The organism is Lysinibacillus sp. JNUCC-52 (assembly GCF_015999545.1).
Taxonomy (GTDB): domain Bacteria; phylum Bacillota; class Bacilli; order Bacillales_A; family Planococcaceae; genus Lysinibacillus.
Genome location: NZ_CP065546.1, coordinates 218,478 through 242,656 on the forward strand (window position 1 = coordinate 218,478; position 24,179 = coordinate 242,656).

The 24,179-nt window shown below is 34.9% G+C and carries 30 protein-coding genes; 21 read left to right on the forward strand and 9 right to left on the reverse strand.

Annotated features, from left to right (window positions below):
* Window positions 1–79: 79 nt before the first annotated feature.
* The 4 genes from JNUCC52_RS01310 to JNUCC52_RS01325 all read right to left on the reverse strand — a co-directional run bounded on the left by JNUCC52_RS01310 (window position 80) and on the right by JNUCC52_RS01325 (window position 2,026).
* Entirely contained in the window at window positions 80–556 is a 477-nt protein-coding gene (locus tag JNUCC52_RS01310) for a hypothetical protein (RefSeq protein ID WP_337981114.1), read from the reverse strand.
* Between the two features lie 217 nt (window positions 557–773).
* Window positions 774–938: an aspartyl-phosphate phosphatase Spo0E family protein gene (locus JNUCC52_RS01315; RefSeq protein WP_172771661.1), complete on the reverse strand. Its 165-nt coding sequence runs from the start codon at window positions 936–938 to the stop codon at window positions 774–776.
* A 533-nt stretch (window positions 939–1,471) separates the two neighbouring features.
* Entirely contained in the window at window positions 1,472–1,825 is a 354-nt protein-coding gene (locus tag JNUCC52_RS01320) for a GNAT family N-acetyltransferase (RefSeq protein ID WP_337982166.1), read from the reverse strand.
* 6 nt (window positions 1,826–1,831) lie between these two features.
* The gene (locus JNUCC52_RS01325) at window positions 1,832–2,026 is read right to left on the reverse strand and encodes a hypothetical protein (RefSeq protein ID WP_337981115.1); all 195 of its coding nucleotides are present in this window, start codon (window positions 2,024–2,026) and stop codon (window positions 1,832–1,834) included.
* Window positions 2,027–2,299: 273 nt separating this feature from the next.
* Here JNUCC52_RS01325 and JNUCC52_RS01330 point away from each other — a divergent pair, with 273 nt between their 5' ends.
* Both JNUCC52_RS01330 and JNUCC52_RS01335 read left to right on the forward strand, forming a co-directional pair.
* A complete protein-coding gene (locus JNUCC52_RS01330) occupies window positions 2,300–2,782 on the forward strand; it encodes a GNAT family N-acetyltransferase (RefSeq protein ID WP_337981116.1) in 483 nt (160 codons plus the stop codon).
* Window positions 2,783–2,789: 7 nt separating this feature from the next.
* Window positions 2,790–3,224 (forward strand): GNAT family N-acetyltransferase, encoded by a 435-nt coding sequence (locus JNUCC52_RS01335; RefSeq protein WP_337981117.1) that lies wholly within the window; start codon window positions 2,790–2,792, stop codon window positions 3,222–3,224.
* 156 nt (window positions 3,225–3,380) lie between these two features.
* Here the strand turns inward: JNUCC52_RS01335 and JNUCC52_RS01340 are convergent, their stop codons facing one another.
* Window positions 3,381–4,130 carry a class I SAM-dependent DNA methyltransferase gene (locus JNUCC52_RS01340; RefSeq protein WP_337981118.1) on the reverse strand — a complete coding sequence of 250 codons (750 nt, stop codon included), beginning with the start codon at window positions 4,128–4,130 and terminating at the stop codon, window positions 3,381–3,383.
* Between the two features lie 210 nt (window positions 4,131–4,340).
* Between JNUCC52_RS01340 and JNUCC52_RS01345 the strand changes: the two genes are divergently transcribed.
* Both JNUCC52_RS01345 and ccsB read left to right on the forward strand, forming a co-directional pair.
* Window positions 4,341–5,117, forward strand: a complete 777-nt coding sequence (locus JNUCC52_RS01345; protein ID WP_228134066.1) for a CPBP family intramembrane glutamic endopeptidase — start codon at window positions 4,341–4,343, stop codon at window positions 5,115–5,117.
* 85 nt (window positions 5,118–5,202) lie between these two features.
* A complete protein-coding gene (gene ccsB, locus JNUCC52_RS01350; protein WP_337981119.1) occupies window positions 5,203–6,375 on the forward strand; it encodes a c-type cytochrome biogenesis protein CcsB in 1,173 nt (390 codons plus the stop codon).
* Between the two features lie 77 nt (window positions 6,376–6,452).
* Here the strand turns inward: ccsB and JNUCC52_RS01355 are convergent, their stop codons facing one another.
* The 3 genes from JNUCC52_RS01355 to JNUCC52_RS01365 form a co-directional block, all read right to left on the reverse strand.
* Window positions 6,453–6,653 carry a cold-shock protein gene (locus JNUCC52_RS01355; RefSeq protein WP_010859201.1) on the reverse strand — a complete coding sequence of 67 codons (201 nt, stop codon included), beginning with the start codon at window positions 6,651–6,653 and terminating at the stop codon, window positions 6,453–6,455.
* Window positions 6,654–7,022: 369 nt separating this feature from the next.
* Complete coding sequence (locus tag JNUCC52_RS01360; protein WP_337981120.1) at window positions 7,023–7,649, reverse strand: response regulator transcription factor; 627 nt, start codon at window positions 7,647–7,649, stop codon at window positions 7,023–7,025.
* 3 nt (window positions 7,650–7,652) lie between these two features.
* A complete protein-coding gene (locus JNUCC52_RS01365) occupies window positions 7,653–9,845 on the reverse strand; it encodes a sensor histidine kinase (RefSeq protein ID WP_337981121.1) in 2,193 nt (730 codons plus the stop codon).
* Between the two features lie 213 nt (window positions 9,846–10,058).
* Here JNUCC52_RS01365 and JNUCC52_RS01370 point away from each other — a divergent pair, with 213 nt between their 5' ends.
* From JNUCC52_RS01370 to JNUCC52_RS01380, 3 genes are all read left to right on the forward strand, one after another.
* Window positions 10,059–10,979: a hypothetical protein gene (locus tag JNUCC52_RS01370; RefSeq protein WP_337981122.1), complete on the forward strand. Its 921-nt coding sequence runs from the start codon at window positions 10,059–10,061 to the stop codon at window positions 10,977–10,979.
* Window positions 10,980–11,120: 141 nt separating this feature from the next.
* On the forward strand, window positions 11,121–12,098 hold the full coding sequence (locus tag JNUCC52_RS01375; RefSeq protein WP_443136908.1) for a thymidylate synthase: 978 nt from the start codon (window positions 11,121–11,123) through the stop codon (window positions 12,096–12,098).
* Between the two features lie 174 nt (window positions 12,099–12,272).
* Window positions 12,273–12,473: a hypothetical protein gene (locus JNUCC52_RS01380; RefSeq protein WP_337981124.1), complete on the forward strand. Its 201-nt coding sequence runs from the start codon at window positions 12,273–12,275 to the stop codon at window positions 12,471–12,473.
* A 45-nt stretch (window positions 12,474–12,518) separates the two neighbouring features.
* Here the strand turns inward: JNUCC52_RS01380 and JNUCC52_RS01385 are convergent, their stop codons facing one another.
* A complete protein-coding gene (locus JNUCC52_RS01385) occupies window positions 12,519–13,076 on the reverse strand; it encodes a hypothetical protein (RefSeq protein WP_337981125.1) in 558 nt (185 codons plus the stop codon).
* Window positions 13,077–13,170: 94 nt separating this feature from the next.
* Here JNUCC52_RS01385 and JNUCC52_RS01390 point away from each other — a divergent pair, with 94 nt between their 5' ends.
* The 14 genes from JNUCC52_RS01390 to JNUCC52_RS01455 all read left to right on the forward strand — a co-directional run bounded on the left by JNUCC52_RS01390 (window position 13,171) and on the right by JNUCC52_RS01455 (window position 24,161).
* A complete protein-coding gene (locus JNUCC52_RS01390) occupies window positions 13,171–13,341 on the forward strand; it encodes a hypothetical protein (protein ID WP_337981126.1) in 171 nt (56 codons plus the stop codon).
* Between the two features lie 2 nt (window positions 13,342–13,343).
* Complete coding sequence (locus JNUCC52_RS01395) at window positions 13,344–13,883, forward strand: hypothetical protein (protein ID WP_337981127.1); 540 nt, start codon at window positions 13,344–13,346, stop codon at window positions 13,881–13,883.
* A gap of 282 nt (window positions 13,884–14,165) precedes the next feature.
* Window positions 14,166–14,372, forward strand: coding sequence for a thymidylate synthase (locus tag JNUCC52_RS01400; RefSeq protein ID WP_172771652.1), 207 nt, complete (start codon window positions 14,166–14,168; stop codon window positions 14,370–14,372).
* 124 nt (window positions 14,373–14,496) lie between these two features.
* Window positions 14,497–14,907, forward strand: coding sequence for an Rrf2 family transcriptional regulator (locus JNUCC52_RS01405; RefSeq protein ID WP_172771651.1), 411 nt, complete (start codon window positions 14,497–14,499; stop codon window positions 14,905–14,907).
* Window positions 14,908–14,982: 75 nt separating this feature from the next.
* Window positions 14,983–15,612, forward strand: a complete 630-nt coding sequence (locus JNUCC52_RS01410) for an NAD(P)-dependent oxidoreductase (protein WP_337981128.1) — start codon at window positions 14,983–14,985, stop codon at window positions 15,610–15,612.
* A gap of 151 nt (window positions 15,613–15,763) precedes the next feature.
* Window positions 15,764–17,182 carry an aspartate ammonia-lyase gene (aspA, locus tag JNUCC52_RS01415; protein WP_172771649.1) on the forward strand — a complete coding sequence of 473 codons (1,419 nt, stop codon included), beginning with the start codon at window positions 15,764–15,766 and terminating at the stop codon, window positions 17,180–17,182.
* A 246-nt stretch (window positions 17,183–17,428) separates the two neighbouring features.
* Window positions 17,429–18,676, forward strand: coding sequence for a methyl-accepting chemotaxis protein (locus tag JNUCC52_RS01420; RefSeq protein WP_337981129.1), 1,248 nt, complete (start codon window positions 17,429–17,431; stop codon window positions 18,674–18,676).
* Between the two features lie 443 nt (window positions 18,677–19,119).
* Complete coding sequence (gene ureA / locus JNUCC52_RS01425; protein ID WP_172771647.1) at window positions 19,120–19,422, forward strand: urease subunit gamma; 303 nt, start codon at window positions 19,120–19,122, stop codon at window positions 19,420–19,422.
* A gap of 14 nt (window positions 19,423–19,436) precedes the next feature.
* Window positions 19,437–19,805, forward strand: coding sequence for an urease subunit beta (locus JNUCC52_RS01430; RefSeq protein ID WP_172771646.1), 369 nt, complete (start codon window positions 19,437–19,439; stop codon window positions 19,803–19,805).
* A complete protein-coding gene (ureC, locus tag JNUCC52_RS01435; RefSeq protein ID WP_337981130.1) occupies window positions 19,802–21,517 on the forward strand; it encodes an urease subunit alpha in 1,716 nt (571 codons plus the stop codon). The genes JNUCC52_RS01430 and ureC overlap by 4 nt, the downstream gene beginning before the upstream one ends.
* A gap of 69 nt (window positions 21,518–21,586) precedes the next feature.
* The gene (locus JNUCC52_RS01440; RefSeq protein ID WP_172771644.1) at window positions 21,587–22,033 is read left to right on the forward strand and encodes an urease accessory protein UreE; all 447 of its coding nucleotides are present in this window, start codon (window positions 21,587–21,589) and stop codon (window positions 22,031–22,033) included.
* Window positions 21,975–22,715 carry an urease accessory protein UreF gene (locus JNUCC52_RS01445; RefSeq protein ID WP_337981131.1) on the forward strand — a complete coding sequence of 247 codons (741 nt, stop codon included), beginning with the start codon at window positions 21,975–21,977 and terminating at the stop codon, window positions 22,713–22,715. The genes JNUCC52_RS01440 and JNUCC52_RS01445 overlap by 59 nt, the downstream gene beginning before the upstream one ends.
* A 17-nt stretch (window positions 22,716–22,732) precedes the next feature.
* On the forward strand, window positions 22,733–23,362 hold the full coding sequence (ureG, locus tag JNUCC52_RS01450) for an urease accessory protein UreG (RefSeq protein ID WP_172771643.1): 630 nt from the start codon (window positions 22,733–22,735) through the stop codon (window positions 23,360–23,362).
* Window positions 23,355–24,161, forward strand: coding sequence for an urease accessory protein UreD (locus JNUCC52_RS01455; RefSeq protein ID WP_337981132.1), 807 nt, complete (start codon window positions 23,355–23,357; stop codon window positions 24,159–24,161). The genes ureG and JNUCC52_RS01455 overlap by 8 nt, the downstream gene beginning before the upstream one ends.
* The last annotated feature ends 18 nt before the right edge of the window (window positions 24,162–24,179 follow it).

The window sequence follows — 24,179 nt, forward strand, 5'->3', positions numbered from 1 at the left end:
TAATGTAAGAAAGATGCTTCTAGTAACGGTTATTCGAGCATACTATATAGTAGATGTACTTATTAAGAAACATTATGACTTATCGACTTTTAGTAATGAATGGCGAATACTTACTACTACCTAATAGAATATTATTCGTTCCAGCATCAATCACTATATATTTATGCAATTCATCTTGTCCGTTTTGGCGATATGAAGCTAATAAATATACTTGTCTGTTTGGATGAATCCGAATGTGATTTGATAAATCTAATTTTTCACTAGTATCGTTTGTTTGCATATGAAAAATTTGAAGCGTGTCAGGCACATCTTTAAAAAGAATTTTTTGACGAAGGTTGAATGTTGCATCTTTATACTCTTCATAGATGGATTTATCTAATTGCTTATAAAATTCATCTTCAACAAGAAAAGATTGAAAGTGATTACTAGGGTATTGAAGCGTAGTGTCAGATGTTGTGATAGGTTCACAAATAGTAGTTGTTGATTCTTCAGGTGTGTGTGTTTGTGAAAATAAATTCGAAATAACGACCAAGGTTAAAAAAAGCACTTGCATCATTTGGCCTCCTATAATTAGCGTTATAGGTAGAATTCCCAATTTTTTGTTATGTATACGTTTCATTACAGTAACATTGAAAAACGAGGGAAGTCGACAGGGCGTTTTAACAAGTAATTAGGCTGAATGAAAAACCAGCCAAGTTAACATTCAATCTGACTGGTTTTATCGAAAATGGGATTACTTTATAAAATTTATTTATAAATACTCCTCCTTTATGTTAGGATGCTTGTTTTAAATATTTATTTAGTAAAACATCAAGCTCTTGGCTATAATCTACTACGGCGGGGTGAGTAAATCCTAAATCTTTTGCCTTTTTATACATAATTCTCCTTTTAATCTCAATTTCAAACTTCAAGAATTGTTTAAGCAATAAATGTACCAACTTATTCTCCTCCTAATTTTTTTCTGCATATTCTTGATTTAAAATTCCAATGACTTTGATTCAGCTTTTTCATTGTATATCAGTTAAAACAAAAAAATTGTCATATTGTGTATCGAAATTGAAATTCGTAATTTAGTCACAAATTAGTCTATGTAACTATAAAAATACTGTGAATTGTAGTGAAAATTTTATCTTCTTTTGTTAGATACATAAGCTATGTAAATAGCGAATACACGGCATTTTTCCAACGAAAAAGGTTTAGAATTAAACTTTTTGTATTTATGTCTTTTTTACTATATGGAATTCTTCTTCTAACTAGAAAAGTTTAAGAGAACTATGCCATTTTTTCATTTCTTGTCGCAATTTATCAAATTCTATTATTTGCTGTTTAATTATTAGGAATAATTCTTTTTTCTATAATTACTTGACATATATAGACGTTTTGATGCTCAGAACGTTTAGTCAAAATTCACAACGTTTCATTATAAACGCGTAACGCACACATTCTATAATTGAATGTGTGCGTTTGTTTTTTAACTACGGAAGGGCCACTCTTCACGTAACAGGCCGAATAAAATAATATCGTGAAATTCACCGAAGCGAAAAATTTCATTACGAAGAGTACCTTCTTTTTTAAATCCACATTTTTCATAGGAACGTATCGCGCCTGCATTAAAGCTAAACACTTGTAGTTTAATTTTGTTTATCGCAATGTACTCGAAGATAAACGTGATGAGCGTCTGCATTGCATCAGTTCCCAATCCTTTACCCTGCCATTTTTCACTAATAGAAATTCCTACTTGACAGGTGCTATTAGTCCAATTTATAGAATATACGCCACAAGAACCAATAAGCTGTTGTGTCGTCTTTTCAAATATACCAAAGATAAATTCTTATTTTTTTCCACTAATACTTTGAAAGAATGAGGTATGGTCTTCTACAGTATGTGGGAAAGGAATGTCATCATTAGCAAGCAATAGTGTATGTTTTTCACTCTCCACTTTTATAAATTCTTCTAAATCAGAAGATGCCATTTGCTTTAATATAATTGATTGCCCATTAAGAAAGTTTTTAAAATATTGTTCCATATTAATTCTCCCATGTTTAAGGGCTGTAGAGTAAGTTTTACATCCCTTTGAAATTAGTTAGTTCCATACGTTTCTACTGCTTTGAGCGCAATCATATTCGTTTCTCCTTTAATTTGAATAGTATAATAATATCATATATTGGAATTTAAAGTAATTAAATGCAAAAACAACGTAAGCGTGTGTGATTTTTTAGTAAATTGAAGTTTTTCTATTTTGCCATTAATTGTTAAAATATGTTAGAATTGTTTGAAAGAAAATGAAAGAAGGGATAAAATGCGCCTAAAATTTTATGAAGCATCAGATAGTCCACTGATTGAGCAATATACATTATCTGAAGAGCAGCTTTGTTATACAATGTCCCCTCAGGCAAGTATTGAACTAGTTAAAACCGATAAAAGTCGACATGCGGTTTTAGCGTTGAAGGAAGGGAAGCTTGTTACTTTTTTTGTTCTTCACGAAAAAGAAGGAGTAAGACCTTATACTCAAAATGAGCGAGCTTTATTAATCCGCGCATTTTCAACAGACATTTATGAACAGGGTAAGGGGTATGCAACTGAAGCATTACAATTATTGCCTTCATTTGTACGACAATATTTTCCTACCATAAACGAACTAGTTTTAGGTGTGAATTTTCCGAATACTGCTGCACAGGCATTGTATAAAAAGTGTGGTTTTATAGATGAAGGTGTAAATGCAGTAGGGATTAACGACGATGAGTTAAAAGTAATGCGTTATGATTTACAATCTGTCAGATGAATGAAGGGTGAAAAAAAAGATGCCAATAATGCAGGCGAATATAGAGCAAGTGGATGCGCTCTGTACAATGGATAAGGAAGTAGTAGGGGAATTTTCAAGAAAAGAAATGATAATAACTGCTATTAAAGAAAAACGATGCCTTGTTCAAAGAACGCACAGAGGGATCGCAGGATTTTTAATTTATACGACTAATTTTTTTGAATGTAGTTTTATTTCATTAATTATTGTAAAGCCTTCAGAACGAAGAAAAGGGGTGGCTACATCTTTACTAGCTCATTTTGTCAACATGGCTCCCACACTTAAAATTTTCTCCTCTACAAATCAATCAAATTTGCACATGCAAAAAGTTTTTGAGTTAGCTGGATTTAAGAGAAGTGGCTATATTGAAAACTTAGATGATGGTGATCCTGAAATTATTTACTTTAAATCAAAAGTGAATTGAAATAGAAAAAAATTGTTTGAGTGCCTGTCACTTATTTATTTCGTTTTCCACGGGCACAGTGTATGCCGCAACCCGCGCTATGCGTGGATTGTTGCGACTTACAACTTGTGCTATTCTGTCAATTGTTTAGAAAATTCATAATTGTTTGAGTGCCTGTCACTCAGTTAGTGCTTTTTTCTTTGCTCTAACTAATAAAAAAGAGGGTTTGCGTAATTCTTTTTTGAGCTTCGGTAGTGCTTGAATGGCTTCAAGCGAAGGGATAGGTTCTTCAATTTTTTCGATAGTGAGTCCATGCGCAATTAAAGTATTAAGTATCGTAGATAACGTCCGATGATACTTAATAACACCGTCCACTAACCATGTTTGCTTTCTCATACCTTCCGCTTGATAATTATCCATTGCATAATGACTTACATTACCATCCTCCTCGAAAATCCAATTATCCATTTGTTTGCGTGCTGTGACAATCGGGTGTTCAATGGAAAAAATGATAATACCTTCTTCACGAAGCATTGACGATATTTTAGTAATAACTGCTTCGAAATCCTCTATATAATGTAGTGCGAGTGAGCTTGTGATACAATCAAAGCTATTTTCTGGTGCATTAAATTCTTCAAATGATTGTAAACAATAAGATATGTTTGGATGTGCATGTACAGCTTTAGCAACAGCAAGCATATTTTTCGATACATCTATCCCAGTTACATGGCGCGCTTTGTTTTCAATACAGAACTTTGCAAATTCTCCCATACCACAGCCGATATCAAGTAACTGTAAGTCATGTAGATTAGGCAGTAATGCTTTAAATGCTGGCTGTTCAAGTAATTGATTATAATTGAATGGGGATGTTCGTAATTGTTGGTATTGCTTAAAAAAATTGGGGTTATCATAAATATTCTGTTGCATGTAAAACCTCCGATTTATTTTCCATAACGTTATGTTTTATTTGCGCATGTTTATTTTCCCACATAGTTAAAGAAAGAAATAGACTTAAAATATAATTTTTGGTAATATGTAGATAGAGGCATGTCTGCTTTATCAAAACCAACTTTTTACGTTAGTGAAAAGTTGGTTTTTTTTTTGAAATGATGAATTACATGATAAGGAGTTGAAGTTTTGTCAAATTATTTAGTGATAAAAACTACATTATGTATATACATTCTTACTACTTTAGTTCATCTATTTTTACTGACATTTTCTAATGGGCGAAGCTTGATTGGGCTTACAATGATAATTCCACTCCTCTCCGTTTTTCTTATGCAAAAAATAGGCGCAAGCCTACCTATTGTTTATTCCTTTGCTTTTAAAAAGCCAAAATGGAATTGGTTATTAGCAAGCATTGTAATGCCCATTCTCATGGGGGGCAGCATTCATTTATATTTCCTATATACAAATCGTGGGACATTTCTTGTAACGAGCATAGCTGATCTTTTTCCCTTAATACTCATTGGTCTTACTATTAGTACACTTTCAGCATTATTAGAGGAAATTGTCTGGCGTGGAAATTTTCATTTTTATTTGCGTCAGTATTACGGTTTGTGGCAAACCGCTTGCATAACAGGTGCCATATGGTCTTTATGGCATTTACCAATTGCACTATTTTATAAATCTTATAATATGCCATTTTTAGGGGTAATTATTTTTTTGTTACTGCTATATGGGATATCGTTAATACTTTCATTGTTCCGAGAATATGGACAATCTATTATGCCAGTCGCTATATTACATGGAATGATGAATGTGTTTTTTTTAAGTGATGGGTACCAAATGTCGGTTTCATTGGATGTCCAAGAAGGTGTAAAAGGAGCTATAATCCTGCTTCTATCCGTCTGCTTTTTCTTGTCTCGCCACATTTTTGTAACATACACCATTAAAAGAAGGATTTTACAGTAGAAAGTGGACACTTAATATAACGGTTTACGTTCTTTTATAAAGAGGCATTCACAGCTTCTACCAAAAAAGGATGTTGGAGGTCGTTATGTTGGAAACAGAAAAAATTTTAAGTATGAGTGGGAATTCGCTATTTGGCGCCTTTATTTTATTGTTAATCGCCATTTTCCCATTTGGACTAGCAGTAAAATCGTCTGGACAGACGTTTAAAAGGCTTGGTCTTATCCTTACATATTCCGCCTTTGTTTTGCAATTATGCTATTTTATTTTAAGGTGGATTGCAGTCAAGCATGCGCCTGTAAGTAATATGTATGAGTTTATGACGTTTTTTGGCATTATGTTAACGGCTAGTTTTCTTATCATACATTTTTTGTATAAGCAAATTGTCGTAGGGTTATTTGCTATACCTGTAGTACTTATCATTCTCGGCTATGGAAGCGTTTTTACAAATGAGGTGACACCGCTAGTCCCTTCATTACAAAGTAATTGGTTAACAATTCATTTGATGACAGTTGCCTTTTCAAGTGCTATTTTATCTATCTCATTTGCCACGGGAATAATTTATTTACTAAAAACATTGGATGTTCAAAAGCGATCCCTTAGTACGATTTCGTTAGAATTTGTCATGTACTGTTTGCTTGTTGTCATCGGCTTTAGTGGCGTATCGACTGCATTTAATATAATAAAGAATGACGTACATCTCCAATTTGAAAATGCACAGGGCAAGGAAGAAAAGGTTATTTATTCGATGACACCTCTTATTGTCAATAAAGGAGCATTAAAGGATAGTGGAGACTCTATTGGATTATTGAAAGTACCCCAGAATATAGATGCAAAAAAGTTAAATTCTATTATCTGGGCATTTATCGTGGGGACTATTTTATATGGACTCATACGAATCATCTTTAGAAAGCGAGTTATCGTTTTATTAAAGCCACTGTCAAAACGTGTACAGCCAGCATTAATGGACGAAATTTCATATAGAGCTGTTGTGATAGGTTTCCCATTATTTGCTTTAGGTGGCTTATTATTTGCAATGATCTGGGCACAAATTGCTTGGGGAAGATATTGGGGGTGGGACCCTAAAGAAGTATGGGCACTAATTACATTTTTATTTTATGCAGCTTTTTTACATTTACGTCTTTCCAAAGGATGGGAAGGGGAGAAAACTGCATGGTTATCTATCATCGGTTTTGGTATTATTGTTTTTAATCAAGTTTTCGTTAACTTAGTCATTGCGGGTCTCCATTCTTACGCATAGAGAAATATTTACAAATGAAAAGAGACATCCATTAAGGATGTCTCTTGTAGTTTGAACTGTTAATTCTTGAAAAAGAATTAAAGTTTTACAACGTTTGTAGCTTGAGGGCCACGGTTACCTTCTTCAACGCCGAATTCTACTTTTTGTCCTTCTTCAAGTGTTTTGAAACCTTCAGATTGGATTGCAGAGAAGTGTACGAATACATCGTTTCCACCTTCTACTTCGATGAAGCCAAAACCTTTTTCTGCGTTAAACCATTTTACTGTACCTTGAGTCATTTAAAAAACCTCCAAAAATAAATTCAACAATCATATTCCTTCATTCTGTATAAATAAACACATAATCAGAAGATCCCAAAAACACGTTACTATTGAATACGTGGTTTCATTGTTTACGATGAAGTAATTTAATTATTACTTTCATTATATAACAGATTCATACATTTATCCAGCAAATGCCGTTTTTTAGTAAGAAAAAATTACATAATATTGTTTCTAAGTATAAGGATAAACCCATTTACTGAAAGAAAAGAGGTATAAAGAACCTATTTTGTTAATAAAAAACGATAAAATGAATGGATTTTAAACCTTTATCACATTATTAAATACTATGTAATTTTATGCGAAATTTAAGGTATCATAAATGACTCAGTCAATCCATGCTTTTTCCTTCGCAACAATTACCGCCTCAGCACGTGATTCCACTTGTAATCTGACAAAGAGTTTTGATAAATAATTTTCTACAGTACGCTGGGTAACGCCAATTGCAGAGGCGATGGCTTTATTTGTACAACCTTGTGCTACAAGCTGTAAAATTTCTTGTTCTTTATGACTTAGTAACACTTCCTGTTTTGCATTAGAACGATTCGAGTGTTGTTTGACAAAGTCCAAAAAATCAGCGGATAATAAAATCTCGCCGCGTAAAGTAGCTTGAATTGTTTGAATGACTTGTTCTTTCGTAGCAAGCTTTGATAATAGACCGTCCACTTTTTTTTCAATGAGTAGCTCGTAATAATCGGATAATTCGTAGCCTGTATAAAGGATAATGAGAGCTTCAGGCTGTTTTTTCTTAATCATTTCAGCAAGTTGAATTCCGTTTATTGGTTTCATATTAATATCAATTAAAAAGAGCTGAAATGATTGAGCCTCCATTCGGCAAGCGACATTAGCACTTTCTTGCTCTGTTTCAATATGAACGTTTTCCAAGTCTTGTAATAATGTTTTCGTTCCGTCTAATACGACAGGATGATCATCTACAATCAATATTTTAATCATTTTTTATGGTTCCTCACATTCCTCTTGAATTTGAATAAAGACATGCATGCCATCATTTGGTTTGGAGGTAATGGTCATTTCTCCGTTAAACGCTCGAACACGTTCGCGAATCCCATTAATGCCCATAGAAGCGGATGATTGCATTAAATCTTCAATATTACAGCCGATTCCATTATCGTCGTATTGGAGAACAAAACCATTATTTATCGCAAATAGTTTAAGTGAAACTTTTGATGCATCAGCGTGTTTAATCGCATTATTAAGCAGTTCTTGAACTAGCCGATAAACGACTAAATGTAAAGTTGCATCTTGAAACTGAACACGGTCAATTTGAGTATTCAATAGAAAGTTAGCACGAATTTTTACTTTTTGGACAAGTTTTTTTAAAGCCATTTCTAAACCAAACGTATCGAGTAATGGTGGGCTTAGATTTTCACAATACTCACGTAAATCTTTCGTGGCATTAATAAGCTGCTCTCGAATGTTTAAAACTTTTTTTTCTTCGATAATAGGGGAGCTTGCGATAACATCTAATTCCCTCGCTAAATGAAGCTGCTCCTGTAAAATAGTGTCATGTAACTCCTGGGCAAGGATACTTTTTTCTTTTTCAATAATATTCCATAATAATTTATCGAGCCAAGGAAGTTGGGTGTTATTTGTGTCTTTCATGTGTTGAATATCGCGTACTAAATCTTCGATATGCTTTAAATTGTCGATAAACATAGAGACATATAAAGCAAGTAACTCCAACCAAAGTAGCTCTTCTTTTTGTAGAGTGTGTCTTATCCGAATAAGAATCTTTTCATCCACTGTATCATGGATAAGGAGTTGTGTCATTTGGTTCTCAATTTGGATGCCACCTTGTGGAAATTGAACATCTTCGGTTATTGTTTCAAGGGTAAATGCTGTCGTACCAAGTTTCTCGGTAATTTCACTTTTAAGCTTATTAAGTAATTCCTGTTGATTTTTTGCATTACCAATACGATTAACAGCAGCATATAAATTATGTACATAATCACCAGAAGAAGAAAATATAATTTTTCGATGTTTAAAATCAAGTTGTTCTTTTATATAGAAGCTTGTAATAAAGCCTACGAAAAGCACGAAAAATACAACAATTAACATTGCAATTGTAAGCTGTGAAAATAGCAATATTGCTAAGACTGTCGTTATGATTAGTGAACTAAAAAAGGCAAGGGATGAATAGTAGCGAAATCGTGATAATTGGTACTCAATATCAAATAATCGTTCATTTAACTGAATGAATATAAAAGAAAAAGGAATAAACAAAATAAATAAAACACTTATTTCGGGCTGTATGATTGTGTTATTACCTAAAATCTCAGGTACAACAAATAATAGTAAAAAAGGTAAAAATGGAATAATACATGAGATGGCAATTAATCGTATTTTTGCTAACCGTGTTCGTAAATAACTAGTGAGCAATATAAAAGTAGCGTATAGAATTAGTAAAGCAAATAAACTGAGCGTAATATTAGGTGTGATATTCCTAAACTGTGGCACAAATAATTCAATGACGTAACAAGAAGGTATGATGACTAACGGAATAAAATAGAGCCACTTTGTATCAAAATATGACCATTTAATATGTAAATAGCGAAAATATTGTTGTAAAAAATGAATGATTAATACTAAACATAAAACGATACAAATACCATTTACGATCATCCCAATTCCATTCCCTCGACTTGAAGCACCTGTGCTCGTATAAGCTAAAGAACATGTTAAAAGAAATAGCATAAGTAACTTGGTAATAAAATTGTCTTTATTATGCTGCCATAAGTAGAACGCAACACCAAAACAAAGCATGAAATAAAACATCGGAAAAACTATATGCGTATAAAACTCTTCAGGAAGCTCTCGATGTAATACTTTAATTGTATGTACTGTGCCGTCTAATTTTAAAATCGACAGTTCATTTGCGCTAGGAATATATGTATCTTGTTGGAAAGATTTAAAACCTTTCGCAGATTGTTGATCGATGCTCAGGATAATGTCTCCTCGTTCAATATTTTGTTGTTGAGCCCAACTTGTATAATAAGGATCAATTATGACAGGTAGCTCATTGGACGTATCGACTGAAATGTTAATAAAAGGGGCACGGATGGCAACAACAAGTACATAAATGCCAATAAGTAAGTAGGTTATAAAAATACTAGAAGTTAATTTGTGCATAGTATATCCTCTTTATTTTTCATAATCATTATGAAAATGCCTCGTTTCATCAATAAGTATCAACTATATTATCCCTAATTTTTGGGTTTTTTGGAATACCGAAAGAAGACGTTTCGGAAAACCACTAACATTTTTTCGGAATAACGAAATAGTATTTTCGGTAAAAGCTGTGATAATGTGAATCTAGCTTGTGTGAAGGAAAGGGGAGCCTACATGAAAAGATGTGTGCTAACACTAATCCTATTATTCTTAGTCGCCATCGCAGTGTATCCGATAACAACAATGGCTAAAACTATTGTTGAAACGCCAGTTGAAGTGGATATTTGTATTATTGGAAGTGACAATCATTTTGTTTATAAAATTCCTAAACAGCTACATAACAATACGCCATATAATGAGATGAAAAATGATATCGAAGCCTCTTTAGCAAATCATTGGAAAGTGGAAGGTGCACATTTTGAAACGAATCAAAAGGATGTTGCCTATACATTTTTTATCGGAGATTTGTTTCAAGAAAAACAAGATGGTCAATTGAAATTGTCAATACCCTATCGCACGTTAGTTGGCATGTTTAGTGAAGATGAGTCTATTCAATTGCGTATTATGGCAAGTAAATTAACAAATTGGCAAATCAATGCTAAAGAATGGTCAACATTTGGATTTGTCCAACCACTAACATATTTGAGTGAACGTGAATACATCTATAATGGTGCAGTGAATGAACTGTTACAGCAACGCGTTGCCCATTTCGATGGGGCAATTGAAAAACAACAAATGATTTTACGCAGTATTATGTATTTTAGCTTTATTATCGTGCAAATTTTTGCCTGCTTGATTTTATCTAGACGTTTGAAAAAACGAATTCTTCAGCATCCAGAAAATATGCATCAATTTAGAAAACTAAACTACTTATATCAACTCATACCGTTGTTAATTGTTATTGCTCAAATTACTTTCTTAGTGATGTCTGGATTACTGACTGCATTTGGACTCTTTTTTAGCCCTGGTATTGATTTGTTATTTATTGTTGGTCCTATCCTTGTATCAATTATCCTGTTACCGATGTTTTTCGTTGCTACAGAAAATGAAATTTCTAAAGAATTACACGATAAAACATTGGGTTCAGACATGTAATTAGTTTGTTAAAGAGAAGTAGAAAAAAATAGCAGATTTTAATGTTGGAGTTAAAATGTCGTTTCTTTTTATTTGAGCGTTCATTTACTACCGTTAGATGGTATAATGTTCAACAGCATATTTGAAGGAGCTGGTGACAAATTGACGCATCCAGAAACTGCGTATTTAAACTTACTACAACATATATTAGAAAATGGAGTTAAAAGGGACGACCGTACTGGAACAGGCACATATAGTGTCTTTGGCTATCAAATGCGCTTTGATTTAAATAAAGGATTTCCACTATTAACGACAAAGCGTGTTCCATTTAAACTTGTAGCAAGCGAGCTTCTTTGGTTTATTAAAGGCGATACAAATATTCGCTATTTATTACAAAACAATAATCATATTTGGGACGAATGGGCATTTAAAAAATGGGTAGAATCCGATGAATATAGCGGTCCTGATATGACTGATTTCGGCAGACGTTGTCTAATGGATGAAGCGTTCAATGCGTTATATCAAGCAGAGTTGACATCGTTTTGTGACCGCATTGTACAGGATGATGATTTTGCGAAAAAATACGGAGATCTTGGCAATGTTTATGGCAAGCAATGGCGTAATTGGACAACATCAAATGGGGAAAGTATTGATCAATTACAAGATGTCATTCACCAAATTAAACATAATCCAGATTCACGACGTATTATTGTGAATACTTGGAATCCTGAAGATGTCATTAATGCAGGTGCAAAGGGGAGTAAAGCTGCTTTGCCACCATGTCATGTCATGTTCCAATTTTATGTAGCAAACGGGAAGTTAAGCTGTCAATTAATGCAAAGAAGTCTTGATACATTGCTTGGTTGTCCATTCAATATTGCTTCCTACGCATTATTAACACATTTAATTGCCCATGAATGTGGGCTTGAAGTTGGCGAATTTATTCATAGTATCGGCGATGCGCATATTTACGCAAATCACATAGAGCAAGTGAAAGAACAGCTTTCACGTGAGCCACGGGAACTACCAACCTTGAAAATAAACTCAAATAAAACGTCAATATTCGAAATAGAACTTGAGGATCTTTCCATCGAGGGCTACAATCCACATCCAGCAATTAAAGCACCAATTGCGGTTTAATAGAAGAAAGCAGCAACCAAAATGGTTGCTGCTTTTTTGAATAGTCGAATAAAATCGATCCATCTATTGAAAGAAATAGGAAAGAAGTCGGATGGTTAAGTAATGGTACGTCTATTATAGTGTTAATGGTATTAATAGGAATATTTTCTAATTAAATGTTTAGGGGTGGCTGTGTTGATAGAAAAAGTAATGCTTCAAACGACAAACAAAGCAAAAGTTCGTCGGTTGAGGAAAAATATACAAGAACCAGCATCGTTGGAAAAAGAACTGCAGACTCAACACGATAGCTTAAACATTTCAACAACTTTAACACAAGAACAATTAGTGAAAATGATGCAAATAGTTGAAGAAATACGGCTGAATGGCTATAAATAGCTTGAAATGTAAGCGCCTTCCATGATTGAAATAACGCTCATAATCTTAACCATGTTTCGAGTAATCATAAATGACTTCTCCAGTTTTATCATAAAAAGTAAACATTGCTGGGAAAGTATCTTCTACATTTTCAGGTAGTTTAAATGTTTTCATAAATGGAGCGACTGTATCAACTTCAATTTCTTTTTCGAAATTCTTCCAGTTTGGTGTCAATTTGATTTTGGCAACATTACTGTCTAGTTCGTGTACATATAGTGTGCCATAGTTGCCTTTATTTGTTTTATGTTCTCGATAAGTTACTGTGGGATCTGTTGCTAAATAAATAAATTTAAGTTTACCATTCCAACCTTTATTAAAACGTGCATGACCATATTTACTATCGTTAATTTTCAATTGTACTAGCCACATATTGGTTTCTTCTATTCGTTCAAAATGCATTATTTGTATGCTACTATCGATAAATTCCTCTATAAAATCTTTCACTGTCGTTTCGGATGATTTTAGATGATAGTCGTTATAATAAGCATTTCCGTAAATGAAAAGTCCTAATAATAGTAATGGTGAAAATGAGCATATTACGATTAATAATAATTTGATTTTCATACTAAATATCCTCCTTTTTTATAGAAAATCCTTTTACTGATTTTTTTTTATAATTTATCATTTAATTATGAAAAAAAACAAGGAGGAAACCAATATGAAAAAATTATTTTTTATCTTTATTATGATTATTTTCATAGGATTTAATTTGGGAGAAATTCAAGTGAAAGCTTCTAATTTAAGTGCAGAGCAAATGGAACATCTTGAGTCTCTTGGTTTTACTCAAGAAGAAATATTAAAGTTGTTGCAACTAGTACAAAATTTTTAAAAGTGATAGAAAATGATATTTTTAATGAGGAAGATTTAATCAATTTAATTATCGAACTTGATGAGGAGACTTATTTTAAGGAAGTTCAATTACAAGAAGAGAAAGAAAATAGGGGCTTTTTTTCAAATAAATCTATTGTAAAAAGGAATGCGCTACATAAAAAAGATATTGATAAAAGTACAACTTCATATAAAACAGTTACAACAACTATAGTTGCTTTAGAAGCAAAGAAAAAATATCGAGTAAAAACAGCTATTACATGGCATATTATGCCGAAAAATAGAAAAATAGATGTGATAGGGACAAGTATTAACAGTGCCTTCTGGTCTCCTACTCCTGGTTCACAATATGGACAGCAAAGTTGGTCAGTAAGACATTCATGTAATAAAACGAAACATTTAGTAAAAACTTATTCTAGCAGTAGTAATTCTTGGACAAAAGGTCCAACTGGTTATCCTTTAAGTATTGATTTACCTGATGATATTATGAAATCTTATGCATGTCATAGTGAAAAAGTGTTAACTTTATCTGCATTTTCATAATTTACAGTAGATAGATTAACTTCTGCAATTCCAACTCAAATAGATGCATTTGGTAAATATTTGCACCAAGAATCCGTTTGGCAAATTTCTCCTTCTATTAACTTTACCTCTTGGTCATTTGGAGTTTCAGCTAGTCAGTCCAGTAAATTTACAGAAGCTACGACACATGGAAAAGTAATATTTTAATAAAAGCCTTCCCTAGGCGAGTATAGAGACTCAACTTAATTAACGCTATAAATCCAAGCACCTTCTAAGCTATAATGGCTAAGGAGGTGTTTTTAAATGAACGTATTTTTTATTGAAACGATTTCAGGGATGGAACTTTTACATATAGTGTCACATGATGTGGCTGGTATACTCGCTGCAGCTCAAGGGGAGAGCGTGACGTTTCCTGTTGGCCATTTTAAATATGAATTTCATAACTTAGATTTTTATGAAGAAAATGGGCAAATCCAACAAGAGCTAGTTATTTATGTGTCAAAAATATAAGAGGGGTAGTTAGATTTCTCAACATGTATTGTGTTCAGTAAGAATGAACAGGTTATGATAAGAGCAAAATACTTGTGATTATCTCAACCTGTAACTATAATAGTTACAACAGGTGGTGATTCATATGGTGAATAGTCGATTCTCGGTCGCTATCCATATACTTTCGCTCATTGCTACAACATCTGATAAAAGTCAGCTAACATCTGATTATATTGCTGGTAGTGTCAATACCAATCCAGTAGTCGTGCGACGAATGATCGGTGTATTAAAAAGAGCTGGTTTGTTAACATCGCAGTCAGGAATTGCAGGCTATGGGCTCGTTTTTGAACCAAAAGATTTGTCGTTATTAACTATTTATCGTGCAATTGATGGTCCTGAACAACTATTTGCAATTCATGATGAGCCAAACCCAGCATGTGCGGTTGGTCGAAAAATTCAGCATACGTTAGAAGCCGTTTATATAGATGTTTGGCATGCAATGGAAAAACAGTTACAAGCACAAACGTTACAAGATGTGCTAGATCAACTTCGTTAATGTAAAACGAGGTCGGTCTTACTGTGATTAACCTGTAACTAAAATGGTTACAATAGAATTGAGGAGGAATTTAAAATGAAAATAGGGGTAATTGGAGCAACAGGGAAAGCAGGACAAAAAATAGTAGAGGAAGCATTACAACGTGGCCACGAAGTAACTGCTATTGTTCGTTCAGCTTCCAAAGTAAAAGAAGATATTAAAGTGATTGAAAAAGATGTATTGAATTTAACACAACAGGACGTTCAAGACTTTGATGTAGTTGTGAATGCTTTTGGGGCACCTTTCGGACAAGAGGCATTGCATGTGAAAGTTGGTCGTCATTTAATTAATATTTTTAATGGCATTACAACAAAACTATTTGTTGTCGGTGGGGCAGGAAGCTTATTTGTTGATCCAGAGAAAACTATTCGAGTTATGGATACACCAGATTTTCCAGAAATGTTCTTTGCAACTGCAAAAAATCAAGGTGAAAATTTAACTGATTTACAAGCATCCAGTATTACTTGGACATTTTTAAGTCCGTCTGCGATGTTTGATCCTGAAGGACCACGTACAGGTAGCTACATTACTGGGAACGATCATCTATTAGTAAATGCATCGGGTGAAAGTTATGTCAGCTACAGTGATTTCGCTATTGCTGTATTAGATGAAATTGAAAATCCGCAAAATATTAATAAACGTTTTACTGTTTCTTCAACGAAATAATAATGCTACCGAGCGTACGAATTGCGCTCGGTTTTTGTTGATTATCGTCAAAATTAAAAAAAACTTTTGCATTATGGCGAACTGACTGTTTACAAGACGGCATTTATTAGCTACTATCAGTGTGAGTATTACTTCAAAGGAGACGACAATAATGTCCACACAACGTATAGAAAAAGATTTTTTAGGTGAACGAGTATTACCAGGAGAAGCTTATTATGGGATTCAAACGCTTCGTGCAACAGAAAACTTCCCGATTACAGGTTACACAATTCATCCAGCACTTATTAAAGCAATGGGAATAGTTAAGAAAGCTGCTGCGCTAGGTAATATGGAAGTACACCTATTATCAACAGAAATTGGAGAGGCAATTGTCAAGGCTGCACAAGAAGTCATCGATGGTCAATGGGATGCAGAGTTTCTAGTAGACCCAATCCAAGGTGGTGCAGGCACTTCTATTAATATGAATGCAAATGAAGTTATTGCGAACCGTGCACTTGAAATTTTAGGTAAAGCAAAAGGCGACTATCAAACGATTAGCCCAAACAGTCATGTTAATATGTCACAATCAACAAATGATGCCTTCCCAACAGCTATTCATATTGCTGTTTTAAATTTGATAGATGAACTTCTTGTTACAATGGAAAACATGCAAGCTGTATTCCATCAAAAAGCAGAACAATTTGCACATGTCATTAAAATGGGACGTACGCATTTACAAGATGCAGTACCGATTCGTTTAGGACAAGAGTTTGAAGCATATTGTCGTGTAATTAACCGTGATATTGTCCGTATTCGACAAACACGTCCAAATTTATATGATGTAAACATGGGGGCAACTGCTGTTGGTACAGGGTTAAATGCTTTCCCAGATTATATAAAATCAGTAGACGAACATCTTGCTGAAATTTCTGGCTTGCCATTAAAAGGTGCTACACATTTAGTAGATGCTACACAAAATACAGATGCATATACTGAAGTGTCAGGTGCACTTAAAATTTGTATGATTAATATGTCTAAAATCGCTAATGATTTACGATTGATGGCATCTGGTCCACGTGCAGGTTTAGGTGAAATTATATTACCAGCACGCCAACCAGGATCATCTATTATGCCTGGTAAAGTAAACCCTGTTATGCCAGAAGTGCTTAACCAAGTAGCATTCCAAGTAATTGGTAATGACCATACGATTTCTTTAGCATCTGAAGCTGGTCAATTAGAGTTAAACGTTATGGAGCCTGTTCTTGTCTTTAACTTAATTCAATCTATAAGCATTATGAATAATGTTTTCCGTGCATTTACTGAAAACTGCTTAAAAGATATTGAAGCAAATGAAGAGCGCATGAAGGAATATGTAGAAAAAAGTGTTGGTGTCCTTACTGCAGTGAACCCACATATTGGCTATGAAGTAGCAGCACGTCTTGCACGTGAAGCGATTCTTTCAGGACGTTCGATTCGTGAGCTTTGTATTGAATCAGGTGTTTTAACAAAAGAACAATTAGATTTAATTTTAGATCCTTATGAAATGACACACCCAGGTATTGCTGGTTCTAGTATGATGAAATTAAAATAATATTGTACGTCCTTTGCTATATGTATAATATGTATAGCGTTGATAGAAGGCATCAGGAGTGAACTCTTGATGCCTTTTCTTATTGAAAGACATATTTTTAAATTTTTTTGAAAAAAGTCAGCGGAGTAAATTGTCCTCAGCTTTTTTTCATTTCTTAAATAAAAAGTAGGCGTTTTTCTGTGATTATTAGACTAAATCAACTATAATAATGGTATTATAGTAATATTATAGTTGGGGGAATTTAGTATGAGTTTGCGAAAAAAAAGCATTATCGGTTTTTCGGTATTAAATTTAATTATGATGGTTGTATTAATTATTGATTTGGCCAATTTAACATCTTTTGCTTGGCTTTCTACGATTTTAACAATCGTTGGTATTTCGATTACTTTATCTTATATGTTCTATGTCAAATATAAAGTAATTCTACCAATTAACCAATTATCAAATGCTGCGAAAGCGATTACAATTGGGGAATTTGATTCAGTTACAATTGCTACAGATGACAAAAGTGAGATATCAGAGTTAGCTAAAGCCTTTCATGAGATGAAAGAACAACTTCGTACGATGACGCAAACAATTGCGAACAGCTCGACAGATTTATCTGCAAGTATTGAGGAACTTTCAGCAAGTACAAATGACATTACGATTGCTGTAAAAGAGGTAGACCATCAAATGGAGAAGACGTCAACTGGATTAAAACAAGCTGCACAATCTGCTAATAATAGTGCTATTGCGATGCAGCACACGGTAGACGGCATTGAACGTATTACAACTGCAACACAAGGTGTTTACGACCATGCTAAAGAAGCAAATGATATCGCAGGAAACGGAGCAGAAATATTGCATGTTGCGAAAAAACAAATGGAGTTTATATCTTCTTCCACAGATAAAACGAGTGGATTAATGCAACAGTTAACAAATAAAATGACAGATATTAAAGCAATGACAGAAATGATTACAACTATTACAGATCAAACGAATTTACTAGCTTTAAATGCTGCAATCGAAGCTGCACGAGCTGGTGAACATGGCAAAGGCTTTGCGGTAGTTGCAGAGGAAGTTCGTCATTTAGCAGAGCAATCTAAACATTCAGCTACTCAAATTGTTGATCTTGTAGTAGGCATTGAAAGCGATACGAAACAAGTTGCTGTAGCTGTTGAGGAAGATTTAAAAAATGTCCAACAAGGTGTTTATGTTATTGATGAAGCAACAAAATCTTTTGGCAACATTTCAAATCATGTGAGCCAAATGACGAATCAACTCGAAGATATTTCGACTACTGCCAAACATTTATCGGGCAGTGCAAATGAGGTAGCCACATTAGTAACCAATATTGCTGGTGGTATGGATAAATTATCTCATTACACGGAAGCGGTGTTACAATCGATGGATGAGCAAACGGCATCTATGCAAGCAGTCAATCAAGTTTCACAGGAGTTAACGATTCAGGCGGATGACTTGCAAAAGGTTACAAATCGATTTCAAGTAGTTTAATGATTAGACGAGAAATTTTGCGTCAATAAATACTTCTTTAAAATAAAAATATAAGTTTTTTAATATAATTTTTTAAATGTTTCAAACACAGACATAGTAGGCTGTTTCACAAAAGTAATTTATTTTTGTGAAATAGTCTCTTTTTTTTACTTTTTATTCAGAAAACTTGTAAGTTGACAGACAAATAAAAATGTTGAATTTTTTAATATTGTTTCTTATAATAGACTAACTGTTACCTCTTCTAACACACTTCAACTATTGCAACCCGCATTCGCCGGGTCAACATGTCACTTCTATAACCTTCGCAAATCCCAGCGAATTCATAACTTATATGAAAAAACAAACTGTAAGTAAAACTAAATTGTAAGAAAATTGAAAGCCCATATTTTATCTAGAATCATTATAGAAAGATAATTCTGAATTTTTGAAAGAGAGAGATTGGATTGAAGCTATCACAAGTAGAACAAGAAAAATTACTCCTCCATGTGGCAGGAGAACTTGCGCTGAAAAGAAAAGCGCGTGGATTAAAGCTGAATTATCCAGAGGCTGTAGCACTTATAAGTAGTTACATTATGGAAGGTGCTCGAGATGGAAAAACCGTTGCTCAATTAATGAGTGATGCAAAACATGTTCTAACGGCAGAAGATGTTATGGAGGGTGTTGGCGACATGATTTCCGATGTACAAGTAGAGTGTACTTTCCCAGACGGAACAAAGCTTGTTACTGTACACCGTCCTATTCAGTAAAGGAGGAATTGATAATGATTCCTGGAGAAATCAGACCAAAAAATGATGTTATCGAAATTAATGTAGGTAGAGCAACAAAAAAAGTACTCGTTGCGAACACAGGAGATCGCCCGATTCAAGTAGGCTCCCATTTTCATTTTATCGAAGTCAATAGATTTCTAGAGTTCAATCGACAAGATGCCATCGGAATGCATCTTAACATTCCATCAGGTACAGCAGTTCGATTTGAACCTGGTGAAGAAAAGGAAGTAGAGCTTGTCGAGTTTGGGGGCAAACAACATGTTTTTGGATTAAATATGCTAACAGAAGGCTCTACTCATCATAAGGATGAAATATTAGATAAGGCAATTGAAGGTGGCTTTAAAGGAGCGGAAGACAAATGAAAGTAACACATGAAGCTTACGCGAAAATGTTTGGTCCAACAGTCGGAGATAAAGTTCGCTTGGCCGATACAGATTTGTGGATTGAAATCGAGAAGGACTATACAACATATGGAGATGAAGGCGTATTTGGTGGTGGTAAATCATTACGTGTCTCGATGGGACAAAACGGTAAGAATACGCGAAATGAAGGTGTGCTTGACACTGTTATAACGAATGTCATGATCATTGATTATACTGGAATTGTAAAAGCGGATATCGGTATAAAAGATGGACGTATTATAGGCATTGGTAAAGCAGGAAATCCGAATAGCATGGACGGGGTCGACCAAGATATGATCATTGGCGTTGGTACAGAGGTCTATGCAGGGGAAGGTTTAATTGCAACGGCTGGAGCAATTGACACACATATCCATTTTATTAGTCCAGATCAAGTAGAAACAGCATTATTAGCGGGAACAACAACGTTTATTGGTGGAGGTACAGGACCTGCAGCTGGTTCGAAAGCGACAAGCTTAACTGCTGGCGAATGGCATTTACATCGTATGTTACAAGCTGTTGAAGGTTTTCCAATAAATGTTGGTTTACTTGGGAAAGGGAGTGCATCTGATCCAGAGCCAATTATTGAGCAAGTTCGTGCGGGTGCGATTGGTATGAAAATACATGAAGACTGGGGAGCAACACCTGCTGCGTTAAACCAGAGCTTAATGGTTGCTGACGACTATGATATTCAAGTGGCATTACATTCAGATACTTTGAATGAGGCTGGATTTGTAGAAGATACGATTAATGCAATTGATGGTCGTGTAATTCACATTTTCCATACGGAAGGGGCGGGTGGTGGCCATGCCCCAGACCAATTAGTGATGGCATCATTACCGAATATATTGCCAGCATCTACAAATCCTACAAAACCGTTTACAACAAATACGATTGATGAGCATTTAGATATGTTAATGGTTTGTCATCATTTAAAGCATGACGTACCAGAGGACGTGGCGTTTGCCGATTCTCGTATTCGACCAGAAACGATTGCTGCAGAAGATATTATGCAAGATTTAGGGATTTTAAGTATTATGTCCTCCGATTCACAAGCAATGGGTCGTGTTGGTGAAGTGACAATACGAACATTTCAAACGGCAGACAAAATGAAAAAACAGCGAGGTCCTTTACCGCAAGATGAAGGGAAAGATCACGATAATTATCGCGTTAAGCGTTATATGGCTAAGCTCAATATTAACCCAGCGATTGCGCATGGAATTAGCCATGAAGTAGGCTCATTGGAAGAAGGAAAGCTAGCGGATATCGTGCTTTGGGATCCAGCGTTCTTTGGCGTAAAAGCGGAAGTGGTCATAAAAAGTGGTATTGCAGTTTACGGTATTACAGGTGATCCGAATGCGTCCATTCCGACACCGCAGCCGATGAAAGGACGTCGGACGTTTGGCTTCTATGGACAAGGCCCTCAAAATTGTGGCATGACATTTTTACCGAGCATTGCTGTAGAAGAGGGTTTACCAGAAAAATTAGGTTTAAAACGTATGATAGGAACAGTGAAGAATTGCCGAAATATTAGTAAAGCTGATATGAAGCTTAATAGTGCTACACCGAAAATTGATGTGAATCCTGAAACATATGAAGTAAAAATTGATGGTGAGCTAGCTACATGTGAGCCAGTGGATGTATTGCCAATGGCACAACGATATTTCTTATTCTAAAAGAAAAATAGAGAGTGTGTAACAGTATCAGAGGAACAGTAAAAAATTCGATGACGAGGAGCAACATAAATGTTAATTGAAAAAATTATCGGCAATATTGCCAACGAAGAAGAGCATGCACATAAAGCGACTGAGTGGATTGAGCTTGAGTGGGAAGAATTAAGCAAACGTATTCTTCGAACAGAAACTGATAAAGGCACGGATATTGCTTTACGTTTAGAGGGTGACGAGCCACTACAATATGGTGACTTATTATTTGAGGATGATAGCCGTCGCATTGCGATTCGTACAAAGCTCGAACCAGTTATCGTCATTTCACCGAAAGATATGTATGAAATGGGGAAATCTGCATTTGAATTAGGCAATCGCCATACACCTTGCTTAATTGAACAGAATGAAATCATCGTACGAGCTGATCATACGATTAACCCATTATTAGATGAAATAGGAGTGAACTATGAAACGACAGAACGACGATTTAAACAACCGTTTAAATACCGCGGACACGCTCACTAATTTTTCGTTATTGCGTCTATTACAAATTCATGATTCTGCATTTCCAATAGGCTCGTATACCCATTCATATGGGATGGAAACGTATATTCAAGAAGATGTTATTCGCACAAAGGAACAATTAATAGATTATTGCCAAGCGTATATATTTCATAATTTAGTGCATGGTGACGCCTTAATTATTCAGGATGCGTTTCATGCAGCAAAAGTACACGATGTTGCTCGTCTAATAGAACTTGACGAACTTTGTGGGGCTATCAAGCTAGCTAAAGAATCGAGAGATGCTAGTGTCAACGTCGGCAAGCAATTTATACGAACAGTGGCACCACTTATGGACAGCCCCTTATTATTGCAATGGCAAGAAAAGTTAGCAGAAGATAAGGTGCAAGGTCATTACGCTGTACTTTATGCAATTTATAGTGAAGCACTCGGTGTAGATGTCTATCATGCAGTGATGACATATATGTATGCCTCCATTAGCGGATTAGTACAAAATGCTGTACGCGCTGTGCCGTTTGGTCAAAATACAGGTGTACAAGCATTAAATAAACTGCTTGTCTCTATTGAGGAAGCAGCGGAAAAGGTCATGACATTAACGATAGATGACCTATCCAATAATGCTTTAAGTATTGAACTAGCATCGATGAAGCATGAATTTTTATTTTCAAGATTATTTATTTCATAGAAAGAGAGTGGATATAAATGACTCCAATTCGAATTGGTATCGGAGGCCCAGTTGGCTCTGGGAAAACATCTTTAGTAGATCAATTAACACGTGCAATGCATGAAAAATATAACGTGGCGGTAATCACGAATGATATATATACAAGGGAGGATGCCCAGTATTTAATTACTAATGGTGTTCTAGAAGAGGATCGTATTGTCGGAGTGGAAACAGGTGGTTGCCCGCATACAGCGATTCGCGAAGATGCATCGATGAATTTTTCTGCCATTGATGACTTGAACAAACGCTTTGAAGATTTAGATATTATTTTCATTGAAAGTGGTGGGGATAATTTATCGGCTACATTTAGTCCAGAACTTGTTCATGGCTATATTTATGTAATTGATGTTGCAGAGGGACAAGATATTCCTCGTAAAGGTGGACCTGCATTAACACGTTCGGATTTACTGTTAATTAATAAAACGTCATTGGCACCTCATGTTGGTGTTGATCTTGAGATTATGGATCAGGATGTGAAAAAAATGCGTGCTGGACGACCATATATTTTTGCAGATGTACGTTCACAAACTAATGTCGATAAGGTCGTTGAATGGATTCAGCATCACATGTTACTTGAAGGCGCCGAAGCAGTTGACGTGAATGCTTAATCAAGGAAAAGTAAATCATTACGGTAAATTAGAGATGGCATTTGAGCTGAGAAGGGGCTTTACACGACTAGTTCATGTGTATCAGCAACCGCCATTAAAGGCAAGTAGAGAGTTATACACAGCGAATCAGTCAACTGCTACCGTTTTTATAATGGAATCTTCTGGTGGTATGGTAGCGGGTGATCGAAATGACATCTCGGTAAAACTTGCGCCTGAAAGCCAAGTGAAATTACAACAACAATCTGCTCTAAAAATTTATCCTTCTCACACAGGTGAGCCATGCATACAGGAAATTACGGTGGAATTAGCAGAAGGTGCACGATTAGAATGGCTACCTGAAGTAACTATTCCTTTTGAACGAGCGAAATTCCAAGTGAATACAACGATTCGTATGACAGAAAGCTCTACATTAATATGGGGTGAAATAATTGCCCCAGGTAGAGAAATGCGAGGAGAACTCTTTGATTATCAATCTTTCCAATCAAAATACAAAATATTTGTTGAGGAAGCGCTCATTGCATTTGATTCGTTCCTGTTTAAACCACAGGAAATGAACCTTTCTACAATTGGTTTGCTGGAGAAGGCACGTTATATCGGCTCTTTATGGATAGTGTCTCCAAAAGTTGAGCAGCTCAATATTCGAGATTTGCAGGAAATGATTCAACAAGAAAGCTTGATTCAGGCAAGTGTTACAAAACTAACAGATCATGCAATCCATTGTAGATGGCTTTCACAAGAGCAGCGAACACTTCACAAAGAAATCAATCGCATGTTTGAACATGTTGCATCACTGCTTTAAATTTCTGAGGTAAATGAA

What these genes read in the sequence shown, in the direction of transcription:
- JNUCC52_RS01310 (WP_337981114.1), bottom strand. Translation starts at nt 556, where the DNA reads ATGATGCAAGTGCTTTTTTTAACCTTGGTCGTTATTTCGAATTTATTT.
- JNUCC52_RS01325 (WP_337981115.1), bottom strand. Translation starts at nt 2,026, where the DNA reads ATGGAACAATATTTTAAAAACTTTCTTAATGGGCAATCAATTATATTA.
- JNUCC52_RS01330 (WP_337981116.1), top strand. Translation starts at nt 2,300, where the DNA reads ATGCGCCTAAAATTTTATGAAGCATCAGATAGTCCACTGATTGAGCAA.
- JNUCC52_RS01340 (WP_337981118.1), bottom strand. Translation starts at nt 4,130, where the DNA reads ATGCAACAGAATATTTATGATAACCCCAATTTTTTTAAGCAATACCAA.
- ccsB (WP_337981119.1), top strand. Translation starts at nt 5,203, where the DNA reads ATGTTGGAAACAGAAAAAATTTTAAGTATGAGTGGGAATTCGCTATTT.
- JNUCC52_RS01355 (WP_010859201.1), bottom strand. Translation starts at nt 6,653, where the DNA reads ATGACTCAAGGTACAGTAAAATGGTTTAACGCAGAAAAAGGTTTTGGC.
- JNUCC52_RS01360 (WP_337981120.1), bottom strand. Translation starts at nt 7,649, where the DNA reads ATGATTAAAATATTGATTGTAGATGATCATCCTGTCGTATTAGACGGA.
- JNUCC52_RS01365 (WP_337981121.1), bottom strand. Translation starts at nt 9,845, where the DNA reads ATGCACAAATTAACTTCTAGTATTTTTATAACCTACTTACTTATTGGC.
- JNUCC52_RS01370 (WP_337981122.1), top strand. Translation starts at nt 10,059, where the DNA reads ATGAAAAGATGTGTGCTAACACTAATCCTATTATTCTTAGTCGCCATC.
- JNUCC52_RS01385 (WP_337981125.1), bottom strand. Translation starts at nt 13,076, where the DNA reads ATGAAAATCAAATTATTATTAATCGTAATATGCTCATTTTCACCATTA.
- JNUCC52_RS01390 (WP_337981126.1), top strand. Translation starts at nt 13,171, where the DNA reads ATGAAAAAATTATTTTTTATCTTTATTATGATTATTTTCATAGGATTT.
- JNUCC52_RS01400 (WP_172771652.1), top strand. Translation starts at nt 14,166, where the DNA reads ATGAACGTATTTTTTATTGAAACGATTTCAGGGATGGAACTTTTACAT.
- JNUCC52_RS01405 (WP_172771651.1), top strand. Translation starts at nt 14,497, where the DNA reads ATGGTGAATAGTCGATTCTCGGTCGCTATCCATATACTTTCGCTCATT.
- JNUCC52_RS01410 (WP_337981128.1), top strand. Translation starts at nt 14,983, where the DNA reads ATGAAAATAGGGGTAATTGGAGCAACAGGGAAAGCAGGACAAAAAATA.
- aspA (WP_172771649.1), top strand. Translation starts at nt 15,764, where the DNA reads ATGTCCACACAACGTATAGAAAAAGATTTTTTAGGTGAACGAGTATTA.
- JNUCC52_RS01420 (WP_337981129.1), top strand. Translation starts at nt 17,429, where the DNA reads ATGAGTTTGCGAAAAAAAAGCATTATCGGTTTTTCGGTATTAAATTTA.
- JNUCC52_RS01430 (WP_172771646.1), top strand. Translation starts at nt 19,437, where the DNA reads ATGATTCCTGGAGAAATCAGACCAAAAAATGATGTTATCGAAATTAAT.
- ureC (WP_337981130.1), top strand. Translation starts at nt 19,802, where the DNA reads ATGAAAGTAACACATGAAGCTTACGCGAAAATGTTTGGTCCAACAGTC.
- JNUCC52_RS01440 (WP_172771644.1), top strand. Translation starts at nt 21,587, where the DNA reads ATGTTAATTGAAAAAATTATCGGCAATATTGCCAACGAAGAAGAGCAT.
- JNUCC52_RS01445 (WP_337981131.1), top strand. Translation starts at nt 21,975, where the DNA reads ATGAAACGACAGAACGACGATTTAAACAACCGTTTAAATACCGCGGAC.
- ureG (WP_172771643.1), top strand. Translation starts at nt 22,733, where the DNA reads ATGACTCCAATTCGAATTGGTATCGGAGGCCCAGTTGGCTCTGGGAAA.
- JNUCC52_RS01455 (WP_337981132.1), top strand. Translation starts at nt 23,355, where the DNA reads ATGCTTAATCAAGGAAAAGTAAATCATTACGGTAAATTAGAGATGGCA.